This is a genomic window from Profundibacterium mesophilum KAUST100406-0324 (assembly GCF_009835145.1).
GTDB classification, from domain to species: domain Bacteria; phylum Pseudomonadota; class Alphaproteobacteria; order Rhodobacterales; family Rhodobacteraceae; genus Profundibacterium; species Profundibacterium mesophilum.
Genome location: NZ_APKE01000026.1, coordinates 24,397 through 45,471, shown reverse-complemented (window position 1 = coordinate 45,471; position 21,075 = coordinate 24,397). Strand labels below are relative to the sequence as shown.

Below are 21,075 nucleotides of genomic sequence, written 5' to 3'. Positions count from 1 at the left end.
AACGCGAGGACCACAGCGATGGCCGATACACGCCATGTCAAACTCCTGATCGTCGGATCGGGCCCGGCCGGCTACACGGCGGCCGTCTATGCCGCACGCGCGATGCTCGAGCCGGTCCTGGTGCAGGGCATCCAGCCCGGCGGACAGCTCACCATCACGACCGATGTCGAGAACTGGCCGGGCGAGGCGTCGATCATGGGGCCCGACCTGATGGTGCGCATGGAGGCCCATGCCAAGGAGATGGGCGCCGAGATCGTCTCCGACCACATCTCCTCGCTCGATCTGTCCTCGCGTCCATTCACCGCCCGCGCCGATAGCGGCGCGGTCTATACCGCCGATGCGATCATCCTGGCGACGGGGGCGCAGGCCAAGTGGCTCGGGCTCGAATCCGAGGAGAAGTTCAAGGGTTTCGGCGTCAGCGCCTGCGCCACCTGCGACGGCTTCTTCTATCGCGGCCAGGATGTCGTGGTCGTCGGCGGCGGCAACACGGCCGTCGAGGAGGCCCTGTTCCTGACCAATTTCGCCTCCAAGGTGACGCTGGTCCATCGCCGCGGCGAATTGCGTGCCGAGAAGATCCTGCAAAACCGTCTTTTTGCCCATCCCAAGGTCGAGGTGGTCTGGGATCACGGCATCGAGGAGATCACCGGAAGTCAGACCCCGCCCGGCGTCGAGGGCGTGCGCCTGAGGCATGTCGAGACCGGCGCGATCACCGAGCTGCCGTGCAAGGGCGTCTTCGTGGCGATCGGCCACGCGCCGGCTTCCGAACTGGTCAAGGATCAGCTCGAGACGCAGATGGGCGGCTATGTCGTCACCAAGCCCGACAGCACCGCGACCTCCATTCCCGGCGTCTTCGCGGCGGGCGATTTGACTGATCACATCTACCGGCAGGCGGTCACCAGCGCCGGGATGGGCTGCATGGCGGCGCTCGAGGCGGAGCGCTTCCTGGCCGAGGTCGGCACCACCGAGGGGCGCGACATGCACGAGCCCCTGGGATACGGCGCGCCGGTCTGACCCGCTTGCCCCCCCTTTTGCATGGGGGGCAGACACGGCCCGGGCGATGGGCAGGGTCTCCTTCCCATGCCCGGCCCGGGCGGGAGATCTGTCCGCCGATCATCCGCGAATCGCGAACAGGCCATGCCCGTGAGGGGGAATGTCCGGGAATCGCGCCTCAATCCTGCCCGAGCGATGCTGGCGGGTTGAACTTTCGTCCGGCTCCGGGGTAATCGGGCCCTCAAACATTCTCCGCAGGCCCCGGTCTGCGTTCCGCGCCGGGCCGCTGGCCCGCATTCCCGAATTCGCCGGCCTTCCTTGCCGGCACAAGCCGTTAAGTCAGGAAAACCGATGACTCTCGCGAATCTCGCGCCCGTCCCCGAACTCTATGTCTCCTATGACAGCGCCCAGAAGCTGAAGACGGAGGCCGGTGATCTGATCTCCCACGATCTGAGCCCGCGCCAGCTGTGCGATCTGGAAATGCTGATGAACGGGGCGTTCAACCCGCTCAAGGGCTTCCTGGGCGAGGCCGATTACGACAGCGTCGTCGAGACCATGCGCCTGAAGGACGGTGCGCTCTGGCCGATGCCGATCACGCTCGACGTGTCCGAGACGTTCGCCGAAGGGGTCGAGACCGGTCAGGACATCGCCCTGCGCGACCAGGAGGGCGTGATCCTCGCGATCATGTCCGTCACCGACAAGTGGGTGCCCAACAAATCGCGCGAGGCCGAGAAGGTCTTCGGCGCCGATGATTCGGCCCATCCGGCGGTGAACTACCTGCACAACCAGGCCGGCAAGGTCTATCTTGGCGGGCCGATCACCGGCATCCAGCAGCCCGTGCATTACGACTTCAAGGCCCGCCGCGACACGCCCAACGAGTTGCGTGCCTTCTTCCGCAAGATGGGCTGGCGCAAGGTCGTGGCCTTCCAGACGCGCAACCCGCTGCATCGCGCGCACCAGGAGCTGACCTTCCGCGCCGCCAAGGAAGCGCAGGCCAACCTGCTGATCCATCCCGTTGTCGGCATGACGAAGCCCGGCGATGTCGATCACTTTACCCGCGTGCGCTGCTACGAAGCCGTGCTCGACCAGTATCCGGCCGCCACCACCACGATGAGCCTGCTGAACCTTGCCATGCGCATGGCCGGCCCGCGCGAGGCGGTCTGGCACGGGCTGATCCGCAAGAACCATGGTGTGACCCACTTCATCGTCGGCCGCGACCATGCCGGCCCCGGCAAGAACTCCGCCGGCGAGGATTTCTACGGGCCCTATGACGCACAGGACCTCTTCCGCGAGCACCAGGAGGAGATGGGCATCGAGATGGTCGACTTCAAACACATGGTCTATGTGCAGGAGCGCGCCCAATACGAGCCCGCCGACGAGGTCGAGGAAGGCGCGACCGTCCTCAACATCTCCGGCACCGAGCTGCGCCGCCGCCTGGCCGAAGGGCTCGAGATCCCCGAATGGTTCTCCTTCCCGCAGGTGGTCAAGGAGCTGCGCCGCACCCGTCCGCCGCGGGCCCAGCAGGGCTTCACGGTGTTCCTGACCGGGCTGTCAGGCTCCGGCAAGTCGACCATCGCCAACGCGCTGATGATCAAGCTGATGGAGATGGGCGGGCGTCCCGTGACCCTTCTCGACGGCGATATCGTGCGCAAGAATCTCAGCTCCGAGCTTGGCTTCTCCAAGGAGCATCGCGACCTCAACATCCGCCGGATCGGCTATGTCGCGAGCGAGATCACCAAGAATGGCGGCATTGCCATCTGTGCCCCGATCGCGCCCTATGCCACGACGCGCCGCGCGGTGCGCGAGGATATCGAGCAGTTCGGCGCCTTCATCGAAGTGCATGTCGCAACCAGCATCGAGGAATGCGAGCGCCGCGACCGCAAGGGCCTCTACAAGCTGGCGCGCGAGGGCAAGATCAAGGAATTCACCGGGATTTCCGATCCCTATGACGTTCCCGAGAATCCCGAACTGCGCCTCGACACCGAAACGGTCGATGTGGACCATTGTGCCCATCAGATCCTGCTGAAACTCGAAAGCCTCGGGCTGATCGGCGCCTGATCCCCCGGATTGGTTATCGAGATCGGAAACGGGCGCCCAGTCGGGCGCCCGTTCTTTGTCTGCCCTCCCCTTCCTGTCCCCGCGGCGTGCACGGGCAGAAAGGGGAATGAACGCTCAGGCCGCCTGGAACAGGCCGCGCCCCTTCAAGAGCGCCTCCACGCCGGGCATGCGTCCCCGGAACGCGGTGTAGAGCGCTTCCGGCTCGACCGTTCCCCCGGTCGAGAGAACATGCGTCTCGAGCGCGCGCGCCGTTTGCGGATCGAAGGGATCGCCGGCCTCCTCGAAGGCGGCGAAGGCATCGGCATCCATCACCTCCGACCACATGTAGCTGTAATAGCCCGAGGAATAGCCATCACCGGCGAAGACGTGGGCGAAATGCGGTGTCGCATGGCGCATCGTGATCGCCGAGGGCATGTCGAGCGCTTCGAGGATTTCGGTCTGCCGCGCCATTGCATCAGCCGGCGCCGGCCCCGCATGGAACTCCAGGTCCACGATGGCCGAGGCAAGGTATTCGACCGTCTGGAAGCCCATGTCGAAAGTTGCGGCCGCAAGCAGCCGATCGCGCATCTCCCCGGGCATCGGCGCACCCGTCTCGACATGGGTCGCGAACCGCTCCAGCAGGTCCGGCACGTCCAGCCAATGCTCGAAGAGCTGGCTCGGCAATTCCACGAAATCGCGCGCCACCGAGGTACCCGACACCGACTCATAGGTCACATCGGACAGAAGCTGGTGCAGCGCATGGCCGAACTCGTGGAACAGGGTGCGCGCGTCATCATGCGACAGAAGCGCCGGGTGCCCCTTCGAGGGCTTGGCGAAGTTGCAGACATTGACCACCACGGGCCGAATGTCTCCCGCAAGCTTCTGCTGGCTGCGCAGGGCCGAGCACCAGGCGCCCGACCGCTTCGAGGCCCGCGCGAAATAATCCCCAAGGAAGATCCCCACATGCGCGCCATCGCGGCGCACCTCCCAGGCCCGGATGTCAGGATGGTACAGCGACACCTCGATCGGCTCGAAGCTCAGGCCGAAAAGCCGTCCCGCGGTCCAGAACGCCGCCTCGATCATCTTGTCGAGCTGCAGGTAGGGCTTGAGCGCCGCCTCGTCGAGATCGTGCTCCGCCGCGCGCCGCTTCTGCGCGTAATAGCGCCAGTCCCAAGGCGCGAGGTCCCCGTTCACACCGTCGCCATGCATCATCGCCGTCAGGCGGGTCTGATCGGCCTGAGCGGCGGCCTTGGCGGGCTCCCATACACGCATCAGCAGCGCGCGGACCTGCTCTGGCGTGCCGGCCATCTCCGTCTCGAGCTTGTAGGAGGCGAAATCGTCATAGCCGAGCAGCATCGCCCGCTCCGCGCGCAGGGCCAGGATCTCGGTCGCGATCTCGCGGTTGTCGGTCTGTCCGCCATTGGCGCCGCGCAGGCTCCATGCGGTATGCGCCGCCTCGCGCAGATCGCGTCGAGGGGAGAATTGCAAGAACGGCACGATGACCGAGCGCGACAAGGTGATCGCCGGACCGGCATGTCCCCGCTCCGCCCCGGCCCCGCGCGCGGCATCGGCGACGAAATCGGGCAAACCGTCGAGATCACCCTCCTGCAGCGGCATGATCCAGTCGCTCTCGTCGGCCAGCAGGTTCTGCGTGAACTGCGTGCCCAGCACCGCGAGCCGTGCCTTGACCTCCGTCAGCCTGTCGCGCGCAGCACCCTCAAGCTGCGCACCCTGGCGCACGAACCCGCGCCGCGTCAGCATGAGCAGCCGCTCCTGCTCGGCGGTCAGCCCGAGCACCTCGCGCGACTGCCAAAGGGTCTCGATCCTGCCGAAAAGGTCCGCATTCATCGCGACCTCGGACGAGTAGGCCGACAGGAGCGGCGAGAACCGGCGGCTGAGCTCCTGGCGGGCGGGTGAGCTGTCGGAGCCGGCAAGCGTGTAGAACACCGACAGGACCCGGCCCAGCGTCTCATCCGCACGCTCGAGCGCCTCGATCGTATTGGCAAAGTCCGGGGGGGCGGGATTGGCGGCGATATCGCCGATCCGCGCACGCGCCTCCTGCAGGGCGGCTTCGACGGCCGGCGCGAAATCCTCGTCCTTTATGCGCTCGAACGGCGGCAGCTGGTGAGGGCCGCTCCACGGCTGCAGAAGGGGGTTGGTCATCAGGTCACTCCTTTATCCATTCACGACATATCGAGAGGCGGGCCTCCTGCTGCAAGTGCGGGCCATGCTGTCCGCGGCCGCAAGCCGGCGGCCCGGATACCGCGCCGCCGGCTGATTCAGCTTCGCGAAAATACCTCCCCGCTGGAGGCGTCCGCCGCCACCGCAAGCCGAACGGCCCGCCCGTCAGGGTGCGGCGTGGCCACCGCAAACGGGACAGTCCGCGCGCCGTTTAAGCGTGATCACCCGCGCCTCGGCATAAAGGGCATCATGGATCATCATGCGTCCCGTCAGGTCGGCCCCGGCACCCGTGATCCTCTTGATCGCCTCGGCCGCCATCATCGAGCCGATGATCCCGGGCAGCGGGCTCAAGACACCGGCCTCGGCGCAGGAGGGCGCGAGATGCGGCGCGGGGGCCTCGGGGAAAACACATTGGTAGCATGGCCCGCCGCGCGCCGGATCGAACAGGGCCACCTGGCCCTCCCACTGGCTGAGCGCGCCGGACACGAGCGGCACCCCCAGGCGCGCGGCCGTCCGGTTCACCAAATAGCGCGTTTCGAAGTTGTCGGACCCTTCGAGCACCAGGTCATAGTCCTCGAAAAGCGCCGCGTCCGCCTTGACGAAGCGGCGATTGTAGGGGCGTATGTCGGCCCAGGGATTGATCGCCTGCATCGCGATCTGCGCGGAGAAGACCTTGGGCATGCCGATCCGCGCATCCGTATGGATCACCTGCCGCTGCAGGTTCGCGCCCTCGACGACGTCATCGTCGACCACGCCGATCCGCCCCACGCCGGCCGCCGCCAGATAGAGTAGCGCGGGCGCGCCGAGGCCCCCGGCCCCGATGACCAGCACACGCGCGTTCTTCAGCGCCTTCTGCCCGCCCCCGCCGATCTCCCGCAGGACGATGTGACGCGCGTAGCGCTCGATCTCGCCCGGCGCGAAACGCCCCGGCTGGGTCTGCGGCTCCTGCGGGGGCTTGTTCTCCTGGCGCACGCGGCCGCGCAGAACACCGAGCAGCGCCGCATAGAGGGCGGCAAGCCCGCCAAGCCCCAGGAGAAGCAGCCAGGGCGCGGCGCTCCCGCCCGTCGCCACACGAAGGGCGTTGCCCGCCGGAAGCGTCAGCTGGATCAGCAGGACCACCCCGAGCAGCAGTCCCAGAAGCACGGCCCGCCGGCGCCGCGCCACGCCCATCACCGCACCAAGGAGCCAGATGCCCCCGCCGATCAATCCGACCAGAAGCATCAGTCCCTCCCCGTCGAGCCGAAACCGCCCGCGCCGCGCGCCGTCTCCCCGAGCGCGGATACCTCGACGAGCATTGCCTGGACGACCGGAGCGACGATCATCTGCGCGATGCGTGCCCCGTGCTCGATCACGAAAGGATCCGCCGACAGGTTCACCAGGATCACGCCCAGGGGACCGCGATAGTCGCTGTCGATCGTGCCGGGCGCGTTGACCAGCGCGATCCCGTGGCGCAGCGCGAGGCCGGAGCGCGCCCGCAGCTGCACCTCGTAGCCCGGCGGGATCGCAAGGCACAGGCCCGTGGGAACGAGCATACGCTCCATGGGCGCAAGGCGCAGCCCGCCGGACCGGACGGAGAGCGGCAGATCCGCGCGCAGGTCCGCCCCCGCCGCGCCCGCGCTTTCATAGGCCGGCAAAGGCAAGTCCGGATCGGCGCCGGGTGCGCGCATGATCTGCACTCTCGGCGCGGCGCTCATCGTGCGGCCTGCAGGGCGAAATGTCCGGCCACGCGCTCGGCGAGCTGCGCGGCCACTGCCGCCTTGCTCATGCGCGGCCAATCCTCCGCGCCGTCGCCGGTGATCAGCGTGACCGCATTCTCGCTGCCGCCCATGATGCAGGTTCCGGGCGAGACGTCGTTGGCCACGATCCAGTCGCAGCCCTTGCGCTGCCGCTTGGCACGCGCCGCCTCGTGCAGATCATGCGTCTCGGCCGCGAAACCGATCACGAGTTCCGGGCGCCCCGCCTCCATCCGCGCGATCCGTGCGAGAATGTCGGCATTCTCGGCAAGCTGCAATTCGGGCAGGCCGCCGGCATCCTTCTTGATCTTGCGCTCCGAGGCCTCCGCCACGCGCCAGTCGGCGACGGCGGCCGCGAAGACGGCGATATCGGCAGGGAGGGCGTCGTTCACGGCAGCGAGCATCTGGGCGGCGGTCTCGACCGCGACGATACGAACTCCATCGGGCGGCGGCGCCGTGGCCGGCCCCGTGATGAACGTCACCCGCGCGCCCAGCGCGCGCAGCGCGGCGGCGATGGCGCTGCCCTGTGCGCCGGAAGAGCGGTTGGCGATGTAGCGCACGGGGTCGATCGGCTCATGTGTCGGGCCGGAGGTCACGAGGGCATGACGGCCCTCGAGTGGGCGTGCGCGCCCGCCGCCTCCCCCGCGCGCGGCCGCGGCGTCGATGCCGGTGCCCGTTTCCGTGCCAATGTCCGTGCCCGTGTCCGGATCAAACACCTCCTCGATGGCCGCCACGATCCGCTCGGGCTCCGCCATGCGGCCCGGTCCGAACTCGCCGCAGGCCATCTCCCCCTCGTCCGGCCCCACGAGGATCACGCCGTCGCCCTCGAGGATGCGCGCGTTGCGGCGCGTTGCGGGATGCTGCCACATCCTGACATTCATCGCGGGCGCGATCAGCACCCTCTTGTCGGTCGCCATCAGCAGGGTCGAGGCAAGATCGTCGGCATGGCCCTGCGCCATCTTCGCCATCAGGTTGGCCGTCGCGGGGGTCACCACCACCAGGTCCGCCGCGCGGCTGAGCTGGATATGACCCATCTCGGCCTCGGCGGTCAGGTCGAACAGGTCGGTATGCACCTTGCGCCCCGCGAGGGCGGAGACGGATAGGGGCGTGACGAATTGCGCGCCGCCGGATGTCAGGACCGGCGTCACCTCCGCCCCCCGCGCACGCAGTCGGCGGATCAGGTCGAGCGATTTGAAAGCGGCGATCCCGCCCCCGATGATCAGTAGGACATGTCTGCCTGACAGCATTCTGGCTCTCCCCTGGCGCGCCGCGCCGGGCACCGTATGCCGCACGGCACCCTGAGGCAAGCACCCCCCGGGCGCCGCCCGCGCGCGCAAGGCTCAGCGGAGCGCATCACAGGGATCGCCGCGCTCGGGCGCGGGGGCATGGGCGACAATGTCGAACGGGGCGAGCCCGTCATGATCGCTCCCCTCGCCCTGCCCGATGGAGAGGACCTCGTAGCCCGGCGCGGCACGCGCAAGGGCCGCCGGTATCCCGTAATCGCGGCGCGCGTGACCGGTTCCGGTGATCACCGCCACCGGCCCGCCGGTTTCCTCCATCGCCGCGATGACGGCGCGTGCCAGCGCCGCGTCGCGCAACCTTTGCGCCTCGACCATTCCGGGAAGCATCGCGCTCGGCAGCAGGCCGCAATGGGCCTCGGCCTGCGCGGCGATGCGCGCGGTCGCCTCCTCCTCCGGCAAGGCAAGCTCCAGACCGAAGCGGAATGCACCCTCGCCGAAAGCCGCCGCGGCGCCCTCGGCCGCGGCCATCCGCACCGCGTCGCGCCCCGGATCGGCCCCGTGGATCGACGCCTGCGGCGCGGCCTCGAAGATCGGAACATAAAGATCGAAGTCGGGCCAACCCCGCGCTTCCCATTGCAGCGCCTCCTGGAGCACCGCGCGCGGCGCGTCCCGCAGCCGCATCGCCTCTCGTCCCAGTGCAGGGGTCAACATCTCGAAGACAAGCGCCCTGGGGCGCTGCAGGGCGACCCAGACGGCCTGGTTCGCGTGATGGTCGGGATTGTCATGGATCTCGCCGAAGATCGCGACGTCATGCGCCGCGAAATCCTCCGCCGTCGGTCCGCCCCTGGCAGGAGCGGCACCCGGCCGCTCGATACCCGGCGCCTTCTGTGCGAGCGCCGGGCCGGCTGCCACCGCGCCCGCGAAAAGCGCGGCCATCGCGGCGATACACAGGCCCGGCCGTATCGCCGCGCGCACCGTGTCAGGCAAAGAAGTTGTGCACTTCGCGCGACTGGCCCTCGAGGGTCTTGCGCATCTTCTGGAACGCGGCCGCCTCCAGCTGGCGCACCCGCTCTTTCGAAAGGCCCAGTTCTCCGCCCAGCGATTCGAGGGTGCGCGGCGTCTCGCGCAGCTTGCGCTCGCGGACGATGAACCGCTCGCGTTCGTTGAGCTGCGACATCGCCGCAAGAAGCCAGTTGCGCAAGGTGCCCAGATCCCGCTCATGCGCGACCGCGTCGGCGGCCTGCTGGCCATCATCCTCGAGCGCCTCGATCCATTCGCGGCCCTCGTCATCGGAGGATTGCGTTGCATTCAGCGAGTAGTCGGACCCCGCGAGGCGCCCTTCCATCATCTCGACATCATGCATCGGCACACCGACCTCGATCGAGATCATCTGCCGCATCTGGTGACGGTCGAGCCGCTCACCGCGCGAGGCGGCCTCGCGCTCGAGACGGGCCTGCACGCGCCGCATGTTGAAGAAGAGCGACTTCTGGCTGGAGGTGCTTCCGGTGCGCACCATCGACCAGTTGCGCATCACGTAGTCCTGAATGCTTGCCTTGATCCACCAGACGGCATAGGTCGAGAACCGGACGCCGCGATCGGGATCGAACTTGTCGGCGGCCTTCATCAGTCCCAGGCCGGCCTCCTGGATCAGGTCGTTCATCGGGGCGCCATAGCGGCGGAACTTGCCTGCCATCGAGATCGCAAGCCGCATGTAGGCGGTGATCAGACGGTGAAGCGCCGCCTCGTCACGCTGGTCGCGCCAGGCATAGGCGAGCCGCAGCTCGGTCTCGGCGTCGAGAAGCTCGGCCTGCATCGCGCGCCGGGACATGCTTTGGTCTGAGAAGCCGTCAAGTGCCATGGTCGTTCCCCCGATGGCCCCGTCTGGCAGGGCCCGATAGTGTCGTTCAAAAGCTGTTTCACGGATGGACTACGCAGTTGCAGCAAAGAAAGTTCCCATCAACATTGCCTAGACTGAGCTTCGTGCTAGGGGGAGCGGCCTCCGGGAAATCGGATATTGCCGAACGTTTGCTCGCCCGGATCGAGGGGCCGCGGCTCTATCTCGCGACCGCGCAGGGGCTCGATGCGGAGATGCGCGACAAGATCGCGGCGCACCGTGCCGCGCGCGGGGAGAACTGGCTCACCCAGGAGGTGCCGCAGACCCTTCCCGACGCGATCCGCGCCGCGCCGGCCGGCCATGCGGTGCTCGCCGATTGCCTCACCATGTGGCTGAGCAACCTGATCCTCGCCGAGCGCGATCCGGACCCGCAATTCGCCGCGCTCGCCCAGGCGATCCGCGCCGCGCCGGGCCCCCTCGTGCTGGTCTCGAACGAAGTGGGCGCCGGGATCGTGCCGGATACCGCGCTCGGGCGCCGCTTTCGCAATGCGCAAGGACGGCTCAACCGGATCGTCGCGGCGGAGGCGGATGCGGTTATCGGGGTGATGGCCGGGCTGCCCTTCGCGCTCAAGGGCCGGCTCCCGCGCGAGGTGGACGCGTGACCGCGCGCCTGTGGTGGGTGCGCCATGGACCGACCCACGCCCGCGGCATGATCGGCTGGACCGACCTGCCGGCGGACCTGTCGGACGAGGCCGCGATCGGCCGCCTGTCGGCGTCCCTGCCCGAGGGGGCGCCGGTCATATCCTCCGATCTCGACAGGGCACGGCGCACCGCCGATGCGATCGCAGGCTCGCGCCCGCGCCTGGGTGACGATCGCGATCTCAGGGAGCTGCATTTCGGGGGCTGGGAGCGCCGCCTGCATGATGACATCGAGGCCGAGGACCCTGGTCTCGCCCGCGCCTTCTGGGAGCGGCCCGGCGATCTTGCCCCCCCGGGCGGCGAGAGCTGGAACGCGCTGTCCGCGCGGGTCTGCGCCGCGGCCGACAGGCTCGCCGCGCGGGGCGGCGACATCATCGTGGTCGCCCATTTCGGCGCCATCCTCAGCCAGGTGCAAAGGGCCCGCGCCATCCCCGCCCAGGAGGCCTTCGCACAGCATATCACGCCGCTCTCGCTGACCGTGACGGAGCGAGGCCCTGCGGGGCGCTGGACGCTGCGTTCGGTCAACGAGATCAAGTGATGCCGCGGCATTAACATCCCGCTAACCACTCGGGGCAATAGTGAGGGACGGCCCGGCCGGGGAGGTTTCAGCACGGCGGAGCATGGTTGCGGTCGTATCGAAGCCGAGCCCCGGGCCGACGAGGATATCTTTGTGAGGATCGCGGACCGAGACCCGCGCCGCCGAGGAGTGCGGGATGGTTGCGCTCGCCTATACCGTGGCCTTTCAAGGCATCGAGGCCCGCATGGTCGAGGTGCAATGCGCCATCGCCCCCGGCCTGCCCGCCTTCACGATCGTCGGGCTGCCCGACAAGGCTGTAAGCGAGGCGCGCGAGCGGATCCGCGCGGCTCTTTCGGCCCTGGCCATCTGCCTGCCGTCCAGGCGCATCACCATCAACCTCTCACCGGCCGATCTACCCAAGGAAGGCTCGCATTTCGACCTGCCGATCGCTCTGTCGCTCCTGGCCGCGCTCGAGCTTTTGCCGCCGGACATGGTGGCGGGCACCGTGGCGCTGGGAGAGCTGGCGCTGGACGGAACGCTGGTGAGGGTCGCCGGCGCGCTCGCGGCCGCGCTTGCCGCCGCCGAGCGCGAGCGCGCGCTTCTATGCCCGCTCGAATGCGGCGCGGAGGCCGCCTGGGTCGGCGCCGCGCAAGTGCTTCCGGCGCGCGGACTGGCCGAGGTGATTGCCCATTTCACGGGCCGCACGATCATCGCCGAGGCCCTGCCGGGGCCGATCGCAACGGCCCCACCAGTCCCGGACATGGCCGAGATCCGCGGCCAGGAACGTGCCAAGCGCGCCGCCGAGATCGCGGCGGCGGGGCGCCACCATCTCCTCCTCATCGGACCGCCGGGCTCGGGGAAATCGATGTTGGCGCGGCGCATCGCGGGGATCCTGCCGCCGATGGACGCACAGGAAGCGCTGGAGACCTCGCTCGTTCGGTCCGTCGCGGGCGCCGCGCCGGAGGGCGGGATCAGTACCGCACGGCCGGTTCAGGAGCCGCATCACACCGCCTCGATGGCGGCCATCGCCGGCGGCGGGCGGCTGGCCCGTCCCGGGCAGATCTCGCTGGCTCATAACGGCATTCTCTTTCTCGACGAATTGCCCGAATTCGCGCGCCCGGTGCTCGAATCCCTGCGCCAGCCGCTCGAGACCGGGGAGATCGTAGTGGCGCGGGCCCATGCCCAGCTGCGCTATCCCTGCCGCTTCCTGCTGGTGGCCGCCGCCAATCCCTGCCGCTGCGGCTATCTTGCCGATCCGGCACGGGCCTGTGCGAGGGCGCCGGCCTGCTCGAACGATTACCTCGAGCGCATCTCGGGCCCCCTTCTCGACAGGTTCGATCTGCGCATCGACGTTCCACCCGTCAGCTTCGACGATCTTGCCGGCGCGCCCTGCGCAGAGCCCAGCGCCGCGATCGCCGCGCGCGTGGCCACGGCCCGAGGCATCCAGGGCGAACGCCTCGCGGCCTTCGGCGGCACGGCGCGCGTCAATGCCGACATGCAGGGCGCGGTGCTCGAGGAGGTGGTCCAGATCGACGCCGAGGGACGCGCGCTTCTGAAGCGGGCATCCGAGCGCTTCGGCTTGACCGGGCGGGGCTATCACCGGACGCTGCGCGTGGCCCGCACGATCGCCGATCTCGACGGCGCGACGGAGGTCGGCACGGCCCATCTTGCCGAGGCGATTGGATTGCGCATGGGCATGACAGGCTGACGGCATGGGAACGGCCGGGGAGCTCGGATCGATCGGGACAAGCGGAGTGCCGGAAATACAGGGGTGTCGAGCCAGTTGCGACCCCGGGTGAGGGAGCGCGCCGGATCAACCGGGACCGCAAGGGCGGAGCGACCGCGAAGGCGCCGCCCCCACCGGGCCAGTTCCCTGAAATCCCCGCCCCGCCTTCGAACCCGCCACGGCCGCATCCCGCGCGGTGCGGTGCTCCGGGCCCGTGCCGCGTCAGGGCCGCGCGGCGCAGCGCCTTTCGATGGCTTCCCAGATCATGCCGGCGACATTGGTTCCGTCGAAACGTTCCAGCTCTTGTATGCCGGTTGGCGAGGTCAGGTTGATTTCCGTGAGGTAGTCTCCGATCACGTCGATCCCGACGAAAACCTGCCCTTTTTCGCGCAGGAGCGGGCCGATCGCCGCACAGATTTCCCTGTCCCTCTCGGTCAGGGCGACCTTCTCGGGCCGTCCGCCGACATGCATGTTCGAGCGGGTCTCGCCGGTGGCGGGCACCCGGTTGATCGCTCCGGCAACCTCGCCATCGACGAGGATGATGCGCTTGTCGCCCCTGGAAACGGCGGGCAGGAACTTCTGCGCGATCAGCGGCTCATTGTTGATGTTGCCGAAAAGCTCGTGCAGCGCGCCGAGGTTGCGGTCGTCGGGGCCAAGGCGGAACACGCCCGCCCCGCCATTGCCGTAGAGCGGCTTGACGATGATGTCCCCGTGATCCTCCTTGAAGCGGCGCAGGACCTCCAGGTCCCTGGCGATCGCCGTGGGGGGCGTCAGATCGGGAAACTGCAGCACGAGAAGCTTCTCGGGGTAGTTGCGCACCCAGAAGGGATCGTTGACGACGAGGGTGCGCGGTCCGGCCAGATCGAGCAGGTGGGTCGTGGTGATGTAGCCCATGTCGAAGGGCGGATCCTGGCGCAGCCAGATGACGTCGAATTGCGATAGCGGATGCTCGGTCTCTTCGCCCAGGGTGAAGTGATCGCCCCGCACCCGCTGGACCCGGAGCGGCCATCCGCGCGCGCGCACCGCGCCGTCGCGCCAGCTCAGACGGTCGGGCGTGTAGTAGAACAGCTCATGTCCGCGCGCCTGCGCCTCCTCCGCGATGCGGAAGCTGCTGTCGGCGTCGATGTTGACAGGTCCGATCGGATCCATCTGGATGGCAACCTTGAGCGACATGGGGTCTCCTGCATGCAAAACAGGCATCTACATGGCGCACGGGTGCAAGTCTGGCAAGGGCGTGCCGGCAGGACGGCCGGTCCGGGGCGGCTGCCCGCCGCGCAGATTCAGGGAAAGGCGCCGGCGCGGATCTCGATCCGGCCGGCGGCATCCACCAGTGCCGCGTCGAAACGCATCGGCGTGCCGAGGCCGCGCGGCTGCCGTCCGGCATATTCCTGCGCCGCCGCCAGAATGCGGGCAATCTGCGCGGGGCCGATCCGCTCGGCGGCGCGGGCAAAGCTCGGGGCCTTCTTGACCTCGACGAAGATCAGGCCGCAATCCGCATCCTCGCCCTTCTCCCGTTCGGACAAGATCAGGTCGATCTCGCCGCCCCGGCCCCGCCAGCGCCGCGCGAGCACCCGGCACCCCCGCGCCTCGTAGAGCGCCGCGACCTGCATCTCCGCGGCGCATCCTGCGTGATAGGAGGCTGCGCCGCTCACCGCGCCCGCCCCATCGCGAGGGCGGCCTGATAGACGTCGCGCCGCGCCAGCCCGAGCTGTTCGGCCACCTCGCGCGCCGCGTCCTTCATGCTCATCGTTTCGAGCGCCTCGCTCAATGCCGCCTCCATGTCCTCGGCGCTGGCCTGCCGCCTGCCACGGTCGATGACCAGCACGATCTCGCCGCGCGGCGGATCGGTCGCGGCGCCTTGCGCGATCTCGCCCGCCGTGCCGCGCCGAACTTCCTCGAAGCGCTTGGTCAGCTCCCTGCACAGCGCCATGCGCCGATCCTCGCCCAGAACATCCACGATATCGTTAAGCGTCTTGGCGCATCTTTTCGGCGCCTCGAAGAGAACCAGCGTCGCGGGGACCGCGCCCAGCTCGCGCAGCGCACGCTTCCTCGCGCCCTGCGCCGGCGGCAGGAAGCCCGCGAAGAGGAACCGGTCGCTCGGCAGGCCCGCCAGGGTGAGCGCCGCCAGCACCGCCGATGGCCCGGGCGCACCCGTCACCGGCAACCCCGCCGCGATGGCGTCGCGTCCCAGCGCGAAACCCGGATCGGCCACCAGCGGCGTGCCGGCATCCGAGGCATAGGCCACCGAGCGCCCCTCGGCGATCAGGGCGAGCAGTTTGGGACGCATCGCCGGCCCGTTATGGTCGTGGTAGGGCAAGACCTGCCGGCCGGCGAGCGGCACGCCGTGGATCTCGAGCAGCTTGCGCAGCGTGCGCGTATCCTCGGCCGCGATCACGTCGGCATCACGCAGGATGTCGAGCGCGCGCAGCGTGATGTCACGCGCCGAGCCGATCGGCGTGGCGACGAAATAGAGCCCCGCCGCGAGGGCGGAGGGTCGGGTCGGCGGCAAACTCATGCCATTCGCTCCATCTGGGACAATTTACACTCTCCCCCGCTGGCCCTAAAGTCCATCACGATACGTTTTCCCTAAGCTTGATACAGGAGTTCGAGGCCGATGTTTGCCTTTCCCCGCCCCGGCGCCAAGCCGGTCCTGAGAACCGCGATCGCGGCCTTCGCCCTCCTTGGCCTCGCGGCCTGCCAGTCGGTCTCCGTGCCCGGCCTGGGCGGCGCCACCGGTCCGCAGATCGACAGCAGCAAGCCGGTGCCGGTCGCCCTCCTCGTTCCGAAGGGCGCCGAGGGCGGCGGCGGGGTCGTCGGCCGCAGCCTCGAGAACGCGGCGCTCCTGGCGCTCAGCGAGATGCCCGGCCGTCCGGTCGATCTGCGCATCTACGACACGGCCGGCGATCCCGGCGTCACGGCGAGCGTGGCGACGACGGCCGTCAGGGAAGGGGCGCAGATCCTCATCGGCCCCCTCTACACCCAATCGACCAGCGCGGCCACCGGGGTGATCGCGGGCCAGGACATCAACATGCTGTCCTTCTCGAACAACACCGCCGTCGCGGGCGGCAACGTCTTCATCCTCGGCCAGACCTTCCGCGACACCGCCAACCGCATGACCGCCTTCGCCCGCAACCAGGGCGTCGGTAGCGTCGCCATCGTCCATGCGCAGGACGTGGCCGGCGAGGCGGGGCGCGTGGCGATCGCCGAGGCGGCCGCCGCGAACGGTCTGAGCGTCGCCACGGTGGGCAGCTATCCGCTCTCGCAGCGCGGCATCAGCGAGGCGGCCCCGCGCATCGCCGAGATGATCCGCCAGAGCGGCGCGCAATCGGTCTTCCTCACCGCCAATGTCGACAGCGACCTGCCGCTGATCTCGGATGCGCTGGTGAATGCCGGCATCGCGCCCGACAGCGTCCGTTTCCTCGGCCTGACCCGCTGGAACAGCGTGGCGAGCGCGACGAGCCTTCCCGCGCTGCAGGGCGGCTGGTTCACCCTCCCCGACCAGGCGATGCAGTCCGGCTTCGAGACCCGGTATCGCGCGGCCTATGGCGAGATGCCCCATCCGCTGGCCGGGCTTGCCTATGACGGGGTCAAGGCGGTCGGCACGCTCGTGGCCTCCGGCCGGCGCGACGCCTTCTCGGGCGGCGCATTGACCGCCGCGCAGGGCTTCTCCGGCGCGACGGGCGCCTTCCGCCTCCTGCCCGACGGAACCAACCAGCGCGGCCTCGCGGTCGCGCAGGTTCAGGACGGGCGCGTGATGGTCATCGATGCCGCGCCCAAGCGTTTCGGCCGTGCCGGTTTCTGATCCCGCCGCGCCGGACGACACGCACAGGGTTCCACGCGACCTGATCCGTCCGCCGTCGGAGATCTTCGATCCCGACACGCGGATGGAGGCCCTGCGCGCCGCGCTCGACGGGTGCACCGACCCCGCACAGGTGCGCGCCATCGCGGTGCGCGAGCTCAAGGCCGCGATGGAGCGGGGGCGCGCCGTGATCGCGGCCGCCTTTACCGCCGCGCCCGATGCCGCGCGCCCCACCGTCTCCGCATACAGCTACCTGACCGATTGCATCGTGACCGCGGTGCTCGAGGTGGTGACGGTCCATCTTCACCCCTGCCCCAATCCCACCGAGGCCGAACGTCTCGCGGTGATCGCCGTGGGCGGTTACGGCCGCGCCGAGATGGCCCCCCATTCCGATGTCGACCTGCTGTTCCTGAGCCCCTACAAGCTCACCGGCTGGGCCGAGAGCGTTATCGAATCGATGCTCTACATTCTCTGGGACCTGCATCTGAAGGTGGGTCATTCGAGCCGCACGGTGCATGACTGCCTGCGCCTTGGCGCCGAGGATTACACGATCCGGACCGCCCTGCTCGAACACCGGTTCCTCGCCGGCAATGCCGCCCTCGCCGACGAGTTGCAGGAAACGCTCTGGCGGGACCTCTTCGACGGCACCGGGCCGGACTTCATCCGTGCCAAGCTCGACGAGCGCTCGGCGCGCCATGCCAAGCAGGGCGGCCAGCGCTATGTCGTGGAGCCCAACGTCAAGGAGGGCAAGGGGGGCTTGCGCGATCTGCAGACCCTCTTCTGGATCGCGAAATACGTGAACGGCGTGCAGGACGCAGCCGAGCTGGTCGCCGCCGACGTCTTTACCCGCGGCGAGTTCGACGCCTTCGTCAAGGCCGAGAGTTTCCTCCTGGGCGTGCGCTGCCACCTGCATCTCGTCTCCGGCCGCGCGATGGAGCAGCTGACCTTCGACCGGCAGGTCGAGATCGCCGAGCGCATGGGCTATGTCGACAAGGGCGGGCGCCGGGCGGTCGAGCATTTCATGCAGGCCTATTTCCGCCATGCCACGCGGGTGGGCGAGCTGACCCGTATCCTGCTGACCGCGCTCGAGGCCGATGCCAAGAAGGAGGCGCCCAGCCTCGTGGGCTTCTTCCGCCGCCGCCGGCGCGCCCGTCCGGGCTACAGGATCGTGCAGAACCGCCTCTCCTATGACGACGAGACGAGCTTCCTGTCCGACAAGCTGAACCTTCTGCGGATCTTCGACGAGGCGCTGCGCACCGGCAACCTGCTGCATCCCGACGCGATGCGGCTGATCGCGCGCAACCTGCATCTCATCGATGACGAGGTGCGGAGCAACCCGGAGGCGGTGCGGCTCTTTCTCGACCTGATGCTGCGTCACCAGTCCCCGGAACGCGCGCTGAGGCGGATGAACGAGCTTGGCGTTCTCGCGGCCTTCCTGCCCGAATTCGAACCGATCGTCGCGATGATGCAGTTCAACATGTATCACCATTACACGGTCGACGAGCACACCATCCAGTGCATCTGGCATCTGAGCCAGATCGAGCAGGGCGCGCTGGAGGAGGACCTTCCCCTCGCCACTTCCATCATGAAGGCGGGGGTGAACCGCAAGGTCCTCTATGTCGCGCTGCTGCTGCATGACATCGGCAAGGGCCGCCCCGAGGATCACTCGGTCGTCGGCGCCCGCATCGCGCGCAGCGTGGCCCCGCGCCTGGGGCTGAACCGGGCTGATTGCGAGACGGTCGAATGGCTGGTGCGCTATCACCTTTTGATGTCCGACATGGCGCAGAAGCGCGACCTGTCGGACCCGCGCACGGTGCGCGATTTCGCCAAGGCGGTGCGCACCCGCAAACGGCTCGACCTGCTCACCGTCCTCACCGTCTGCGACATCCGCGGTGTCGGGCCCGGCACCTGGAACAACTGGAAAGCGCAGCTCTTGCGCGCGCTTCACGCCGAGACGGCCAATGCGCTGGAGAACGGGCTCGAGGCGCTCAACCGCGAAACCCGCGGCAACGAGGCGCGCCGGGCGCTGCGCGCCGCCCTGCCGGACTGGGACCCCAAGCTCCTGCGCCGGGAAACCCAGCGCCACTACCCGCCCTACTGGACCGGGCTCAACACATCGAGCCATGTCACCTTCGCGCGGATGCTGGGCGATATCGGCAGCAACGAGATCCGCATCGACCTCATGCCCGACGAGGACCGCGACGCGACGCGGGCCTGTTTCGTGATGGCCGACCATCCCGGCATCTTCAGCAGGCTCGCCGGTGCCCTCGCCCTTGTCGGGGCCAATGTCGTGGATGCGCGCACCTACACCTCCAAGGACGGCTTTGCCACGGCCGTCTTCTGGGTGCAGGACGCCGATGGCCACCCCTACGAGCAGGCCCGCCTGCCCCGGCTGCGCAGCATGATCGACAAGACCCTCAAGGGCGAGGTCATCACCAGGACCGCCCTAGAATCGCGCGACAAGATCCGCAAGCGCGAGCGCGATTTCAGGGTTCCCACATCCATCGCCTTCGACAACGAGGGCTCCGAGATCTACACCATCATCGAGGTCGATACCCGTGATCGCCCCGGCCTGCTGCACGATCTGACGCGGACCTTCGCCAGCAGCAACATCTCGATCGCCAGCGCCGTCATCGCCACCTATGGTGCGCAGGTCGTCGACACCTTTTATGTCAAGGACATGTTCGGGTTGAAAATCTATTCCGAAACCAAGCAGCGCACGCTCGAGCGGCGTCTGCGCGACGCCATCGAGAGCGGCGCGAAACGAGCGATCAGCTAATGCAAGCGCCTTCGATGATGCGCGGTTTCGTCACCGTCGGGGGCTGGACCCTCGCAAGCCGTGTCATGGGGTTCGCGCGCGACATCATGATCGCCGCGACACTGGGTGCCGGGCCCGCGGCCGAGGCCTTCCTCATTGCCTTCTCGCTGCCCAACATGTTCCGCAGGTTCTTCGCCGAGGGCGCCTTCAACATGGCCTTCGTGCCGATGTTCTCCAAGAAGCTCGAGAGCGACGACGACCCGCATGGCTTCGCACGGGACGCCTTCTCGACCCTCGCGAGCCTGCTGATCGTGCTCACTGTCCTGGCGCAAGTTTTCATGCCGTGGCTGGTCCTGCTCATGGCTTCAGGCTTTGCTGAGGACGAGCGTCTGCCTCTCGCGGTGACCTACGGGCGCATCGCCTTTCCCTACATCCTCCTGATTTCACTGGCCGCGCTGCTATCGGGCGTGCTCAACTCGACCGGGCGCTTCGCGGCCGCGGCGGCGGCCCCCATCCTGCTCAACCTCATCCTCGTGGGGCTTTTGCTGGTGGCCGGCAGGCAGGGCTGGCCGGCGGGCCTGACCCTCGCCTGGGGCGTGCCGATCGCCGGCATCGCACAGCTCGTCCTCCTCTGGATCGCCGCCGGGCGCGCCGGCTACAGGCTCGTTCCGCGCCGCCCCCGCCTCACGCCCGAGCTGCGCCGCCTCGCGGCGATCGCCGCGCCGGCGGCACTCGCCGGCGGAGTGGTGCAGGTGAACCTCCTGGTCGGCCGCCAGGTCGCGAGCTTCTTCGACGGGGCGATCGCATGGCTGAGCTATGCCGACCGTCTCTACCAGCTGCCGCTCGGCGTGGTGGGGATCGCCATCGGGGTCGTCCTGCTGCCCGACCTGTCGCGGCGCCTGCGTGCCGGCGACGACGCGGGAGGGCGCGACGCGATCAACCGCGCCGCCGAGTTCGCCCTGATCCTGACGGTGCCCGCGACGGTGGCCTTCCTGGTGATCCCGATGCCGCTCGTCATGACCCTGTTCCAGCGCGGCGCATTCGGGCCCGACGATGCTGCGGCGACGGCCCTGGCGCTGGCGATCTACGGGCTCGGGCTTCCGGCCTTCGTGCTGCAAAAGGTGCTGCAACCGCTCTACTTCGCGCGCGAGGATACCCGCCGCCCCTTCTACTTCGCGCTCGTGTCGATGGTCGTGAACGCCCTGCTCGCGATCGGCCTCGCGCCGGTTGCGGGCTTTCTCGCCGCCGCGATCGGGACCACCATCGCGGGATGGTCCATGGTCTGGCTGCTCAGGCGCGGCACCCGCCGGATGGGCGATGCCGCGCAGAGCGACGCGCGCCTGCGCCGCCGCGTGCCGCGCATCGTCGCGGCGGCGGCGGCGATGGGGCTGTGCCTTTGGCTGTCGATGATCGTCATCGGACCGCTCTTCGGCATGGGCGCGTGGAAGTTCGTGGCCCTGCTCGCCCTCGTGATGATCGGCGCGATCAGCTATTTCGGCATCGGCAACGCGATCGGGGCCTTCTCGCTGCGCGACATCCGCGCCGCGATCCGCCGCTAGT

17 protein-coding genes are annotated in these 21,075 nt (G+C 68.7%); 8 read left to right on the top strand and 9 right to left on the bottom strand.

The genetic code is table 11. The features are described from left to right. Window positions 1–18: 18 nt before the first annotated feature. Both trxB and PMES_RS11095 read left to right on the top strand, forming a co-directional pair. On the top strand, window positions 19–1,011 hold the full coding sequence (trxB, locus tag PMES_RS11100; protein WP_159965761.1) for a thioredoxin-disulfide reductase: 993 nt from the start codon (window positions 19–21) through the stop codon (window positions 1,009–1,011). A 330-nt stretch (window positions 1,012–1,341) separates the two neighbouring features. Then, window positions 1,342–3,048: a bifunctional sulfate adenylyltransferase/adenylylsulfate kinase gene (locus PMES_RS11095; protein ID WP_159965760.1), complete on the top strand. Its 1,707-nt coding sequence runs from the start codon at window positions 1,342–1,344 to the stop codon at window positions 3,046–3,048. A gap of 114 nt (window positions 3,049–3,162) precedes the next feature. Here PMES_RS11095 and PMES_RS11090 read toward each other — a convergent pair whose 3' ends face one another. From PMES_RS11090 to PMES_RS11065, 6 genes are all read right to left on the bottom strand, one after another. Further along, window positions 3,163–5,190: a M3 family metallopeptidase gene (locus tag PMES_RS11090; protein WP_159965759.1), complete on the bottom strand. Its 2,028-nt coding sequence runs from the start codon at window positions 5,188–5,190 to the stop codon at window positions 3,163–3,165. A 183-nt stretch (window positions 5,191–5,373) separates the two neighbouring features. Beyond that, window positions 5,374–6,429: a HesA/MoeB/ThiF family protein gene (locus PMES_RS11085; protein ID WP_159965758.1), complete on the bottom strand. Its 1,056-nt coding sequence runs from the start codon at window positions 6,427–6,429 to the stop codon at window positions 5,374–5,376. Then, window positions 6,429–6,902 (bottom strand): dUTP diphosphatase, encoded by a 474-nt coding sequence (gene dut / locus PMES_RS11080; RefSeq protein WP_159965757.1) that lies wholly within the window; start codon window positions 6,900–6,902, stop codon window positions 6,429–6,431. The genes PMES_RS11085 and dut overlap by 1 nt, the downstream gene beginning before the upstream one ends. Continuing rightward, window positions 6,899–8,188 carry a bifunctional phosphopantothenoylcysteine decarboxylase/phosphopantothenate synthase gene (locus tag PMES_RS11075; protein ID WP_159965756.1) on the bottom strand — a complete coding sequence of 430 codons (1,290 nt, stop codon included), beginning with the start codon at window positions 8,186–8,188 and terminating at the stop codon, window positions 6,899–6,901. Before PMES_RS11075 ends, dut begins: the two co-directional genes overlap by 4 nt. Before the next feature lie 93 nt (window positions 8,189–8,281). Beyond that, window positions 8,282–9,118: a ChaN family lipoprotein gene (locus PMES_RS11070; protein ID WP_159965755.1), complete on the bottom strand. Its 837-nt coding sequence runs from the start codon at window positions 9,116–9,118 to the stop codon at window positions 8,282–8,284. 43 nt (window positions 9,119–9,161) lie between these two features. Continuing rightward, window positions 9,162–10,040: an RNA polymerase factor sigma-32 gene (locus PMES_RS11065; protein WP_159965754.1), complete on the bottom strand. Its 879-nt coding sequence runs from the start codon at window positions 10,038–10,040 to the stop codon at window positions 9,162–9,164. Window positions 10,041–10,144: 104 nt separating this feature from the next. Between PMES_RS11065 and cobU the strand changes: the two genes are divergently transcribed. The 3 genes from cobU (at window position 10,145) to PMES_RS11050 (ending at window position 12,940) form a co-directional block, all read left to right on the top strand. Further along, window positions 10,145–10,678, top strand: coding sequence for a bifunctional adenosylcobinamide kinase/adenosylcobinamide-phosphate guanylyltransferase (gene cobU, locus PMES_RS11060; protein ID WP_159965753.1), 534 nt, complete (start codon window positions 10,145–10,147; stop codon window positions 10,676–10,678). Next, window positions 10,675–11,253, top strand: a complete 579-nt coding sequence (locus PMES_RS11055) for a histidine phosphatase family protein (RefSeq protein WP_159965752.1) — start codon at window positions 10,675–10,677, stop codon at window positions 11,251–11,253. The genes cobU and PMES_RS11055 overlap by 4 nt, the downstream gene beginning before the upstream one ends. Window positions 11,254–11,428: 175 nt before the next feature. Beyond that, complete coding sequence (locus PMES_RS11050; protein WP_159965751.1) at window positions 11,429–12,940, top strand: YifB family Mg chelatase-like AAA ATPase; 1,512 nt, start codon at window positions 11,429–11,431, stop codon at window positions 12,938–12,940. Between the two features lie 240 nt (window positions 12,941–13,180). Here PMES_RS11050 and gshB read toward each other — a convergent pair whose 3' ends face one another. The 3 genes from gshB to rsmI all read right to left on the bottom strand — a co-directional run bounded on the left by gshB (window position 13,181) and on the right by rsmI (window position 15,473). Further along, window positions 13,181–14,131, bottom strand: a complete 951-nt coding sequence (gene gshB, locus PMES_RS11045) for a glutathione synthase (RefSeq protein WP_159965750.1) — start codon at window positions 14,129–14,131, stop codon at window positions 13,181–13,183. A 107-nt stretch (window positions 14,132–14,238) separates the two neighbouring features. Next, window positions 14,239–14,610 carry a YraN family protein gene (locus PMES_RS11040; RefSeq protein ID WP_159965749.1) on the bottom strand — a complete coding sequence of 124 codons (372 nt, stop codon included), beginning with the start codon at window positions 14,608–14,610 and terminating at the stop codon, window positions 14,239–14,241. Further along, on the bottom strand, window positions 14,607–15,473 hold the full coding sequence (rsmI, locus tag PMES_RS11035; RefSeq protein WP_159965748.1) for a 16S rRNA (cytidine(1402)-2'-O)-methyltransferase: 867 nt from the start codon (window positions 15,471–15,473) through the stop codon (window positions 14,607–14,609). Before rsmI ends, PMES_RS11040 begins: the two co-directional genes overlap by 4 nt. Before the next feature lie 99 nt (window positions 15,474–15,572). Here rsmI and PMES_RS11030 point away from each other — a divergent pair, with 99 nt between their 5' ends. From PMES_RS11030 to murJ, 3 genes are read left to right on the top strand one after another with little or no spacing between them, the layout of a single operon-like run. Next, window positions 15,573–16,760, top strand: coding sequence for a penicillin-binding protein activator (locus PMES_RS11030; RefSeq protein WP_159965747.1), 1,188 nt, complete (start codon window positions 15,573–15,575; stop codon window positions 16,758–16,760). Further along, window positions 16,723–19,536 (top strand): [protein-PII] uridylyltransferase, encoded by a 2,814-nt coding sequence (locus PMES_RS11025; RefSeq protein WP_159965746.1) that lies wholly within the window; start codon window positions 16,723–16,725, stop codon window positions 19,534–19,536. Before PMES_RS11030 ends, PMES_RS11025 begins: the two co-directional genes overlap by 38 nt. After that, a complete protein-coding gene (gene murJ, locus PMES_RS11020) occupies window positions 19,536–21,074 on the top strand; it encodes a murein biosynthesis integral membrane protein MurJ (protein ID WP_159965745.1) in 1,539 nt (512 codons plus the stop codon). Before PMES_RS11025 ends, murJ begins: the two co-directional genes overlap by 1 nt. Window position 21,075: the final 1 nt, after the last annotated feature.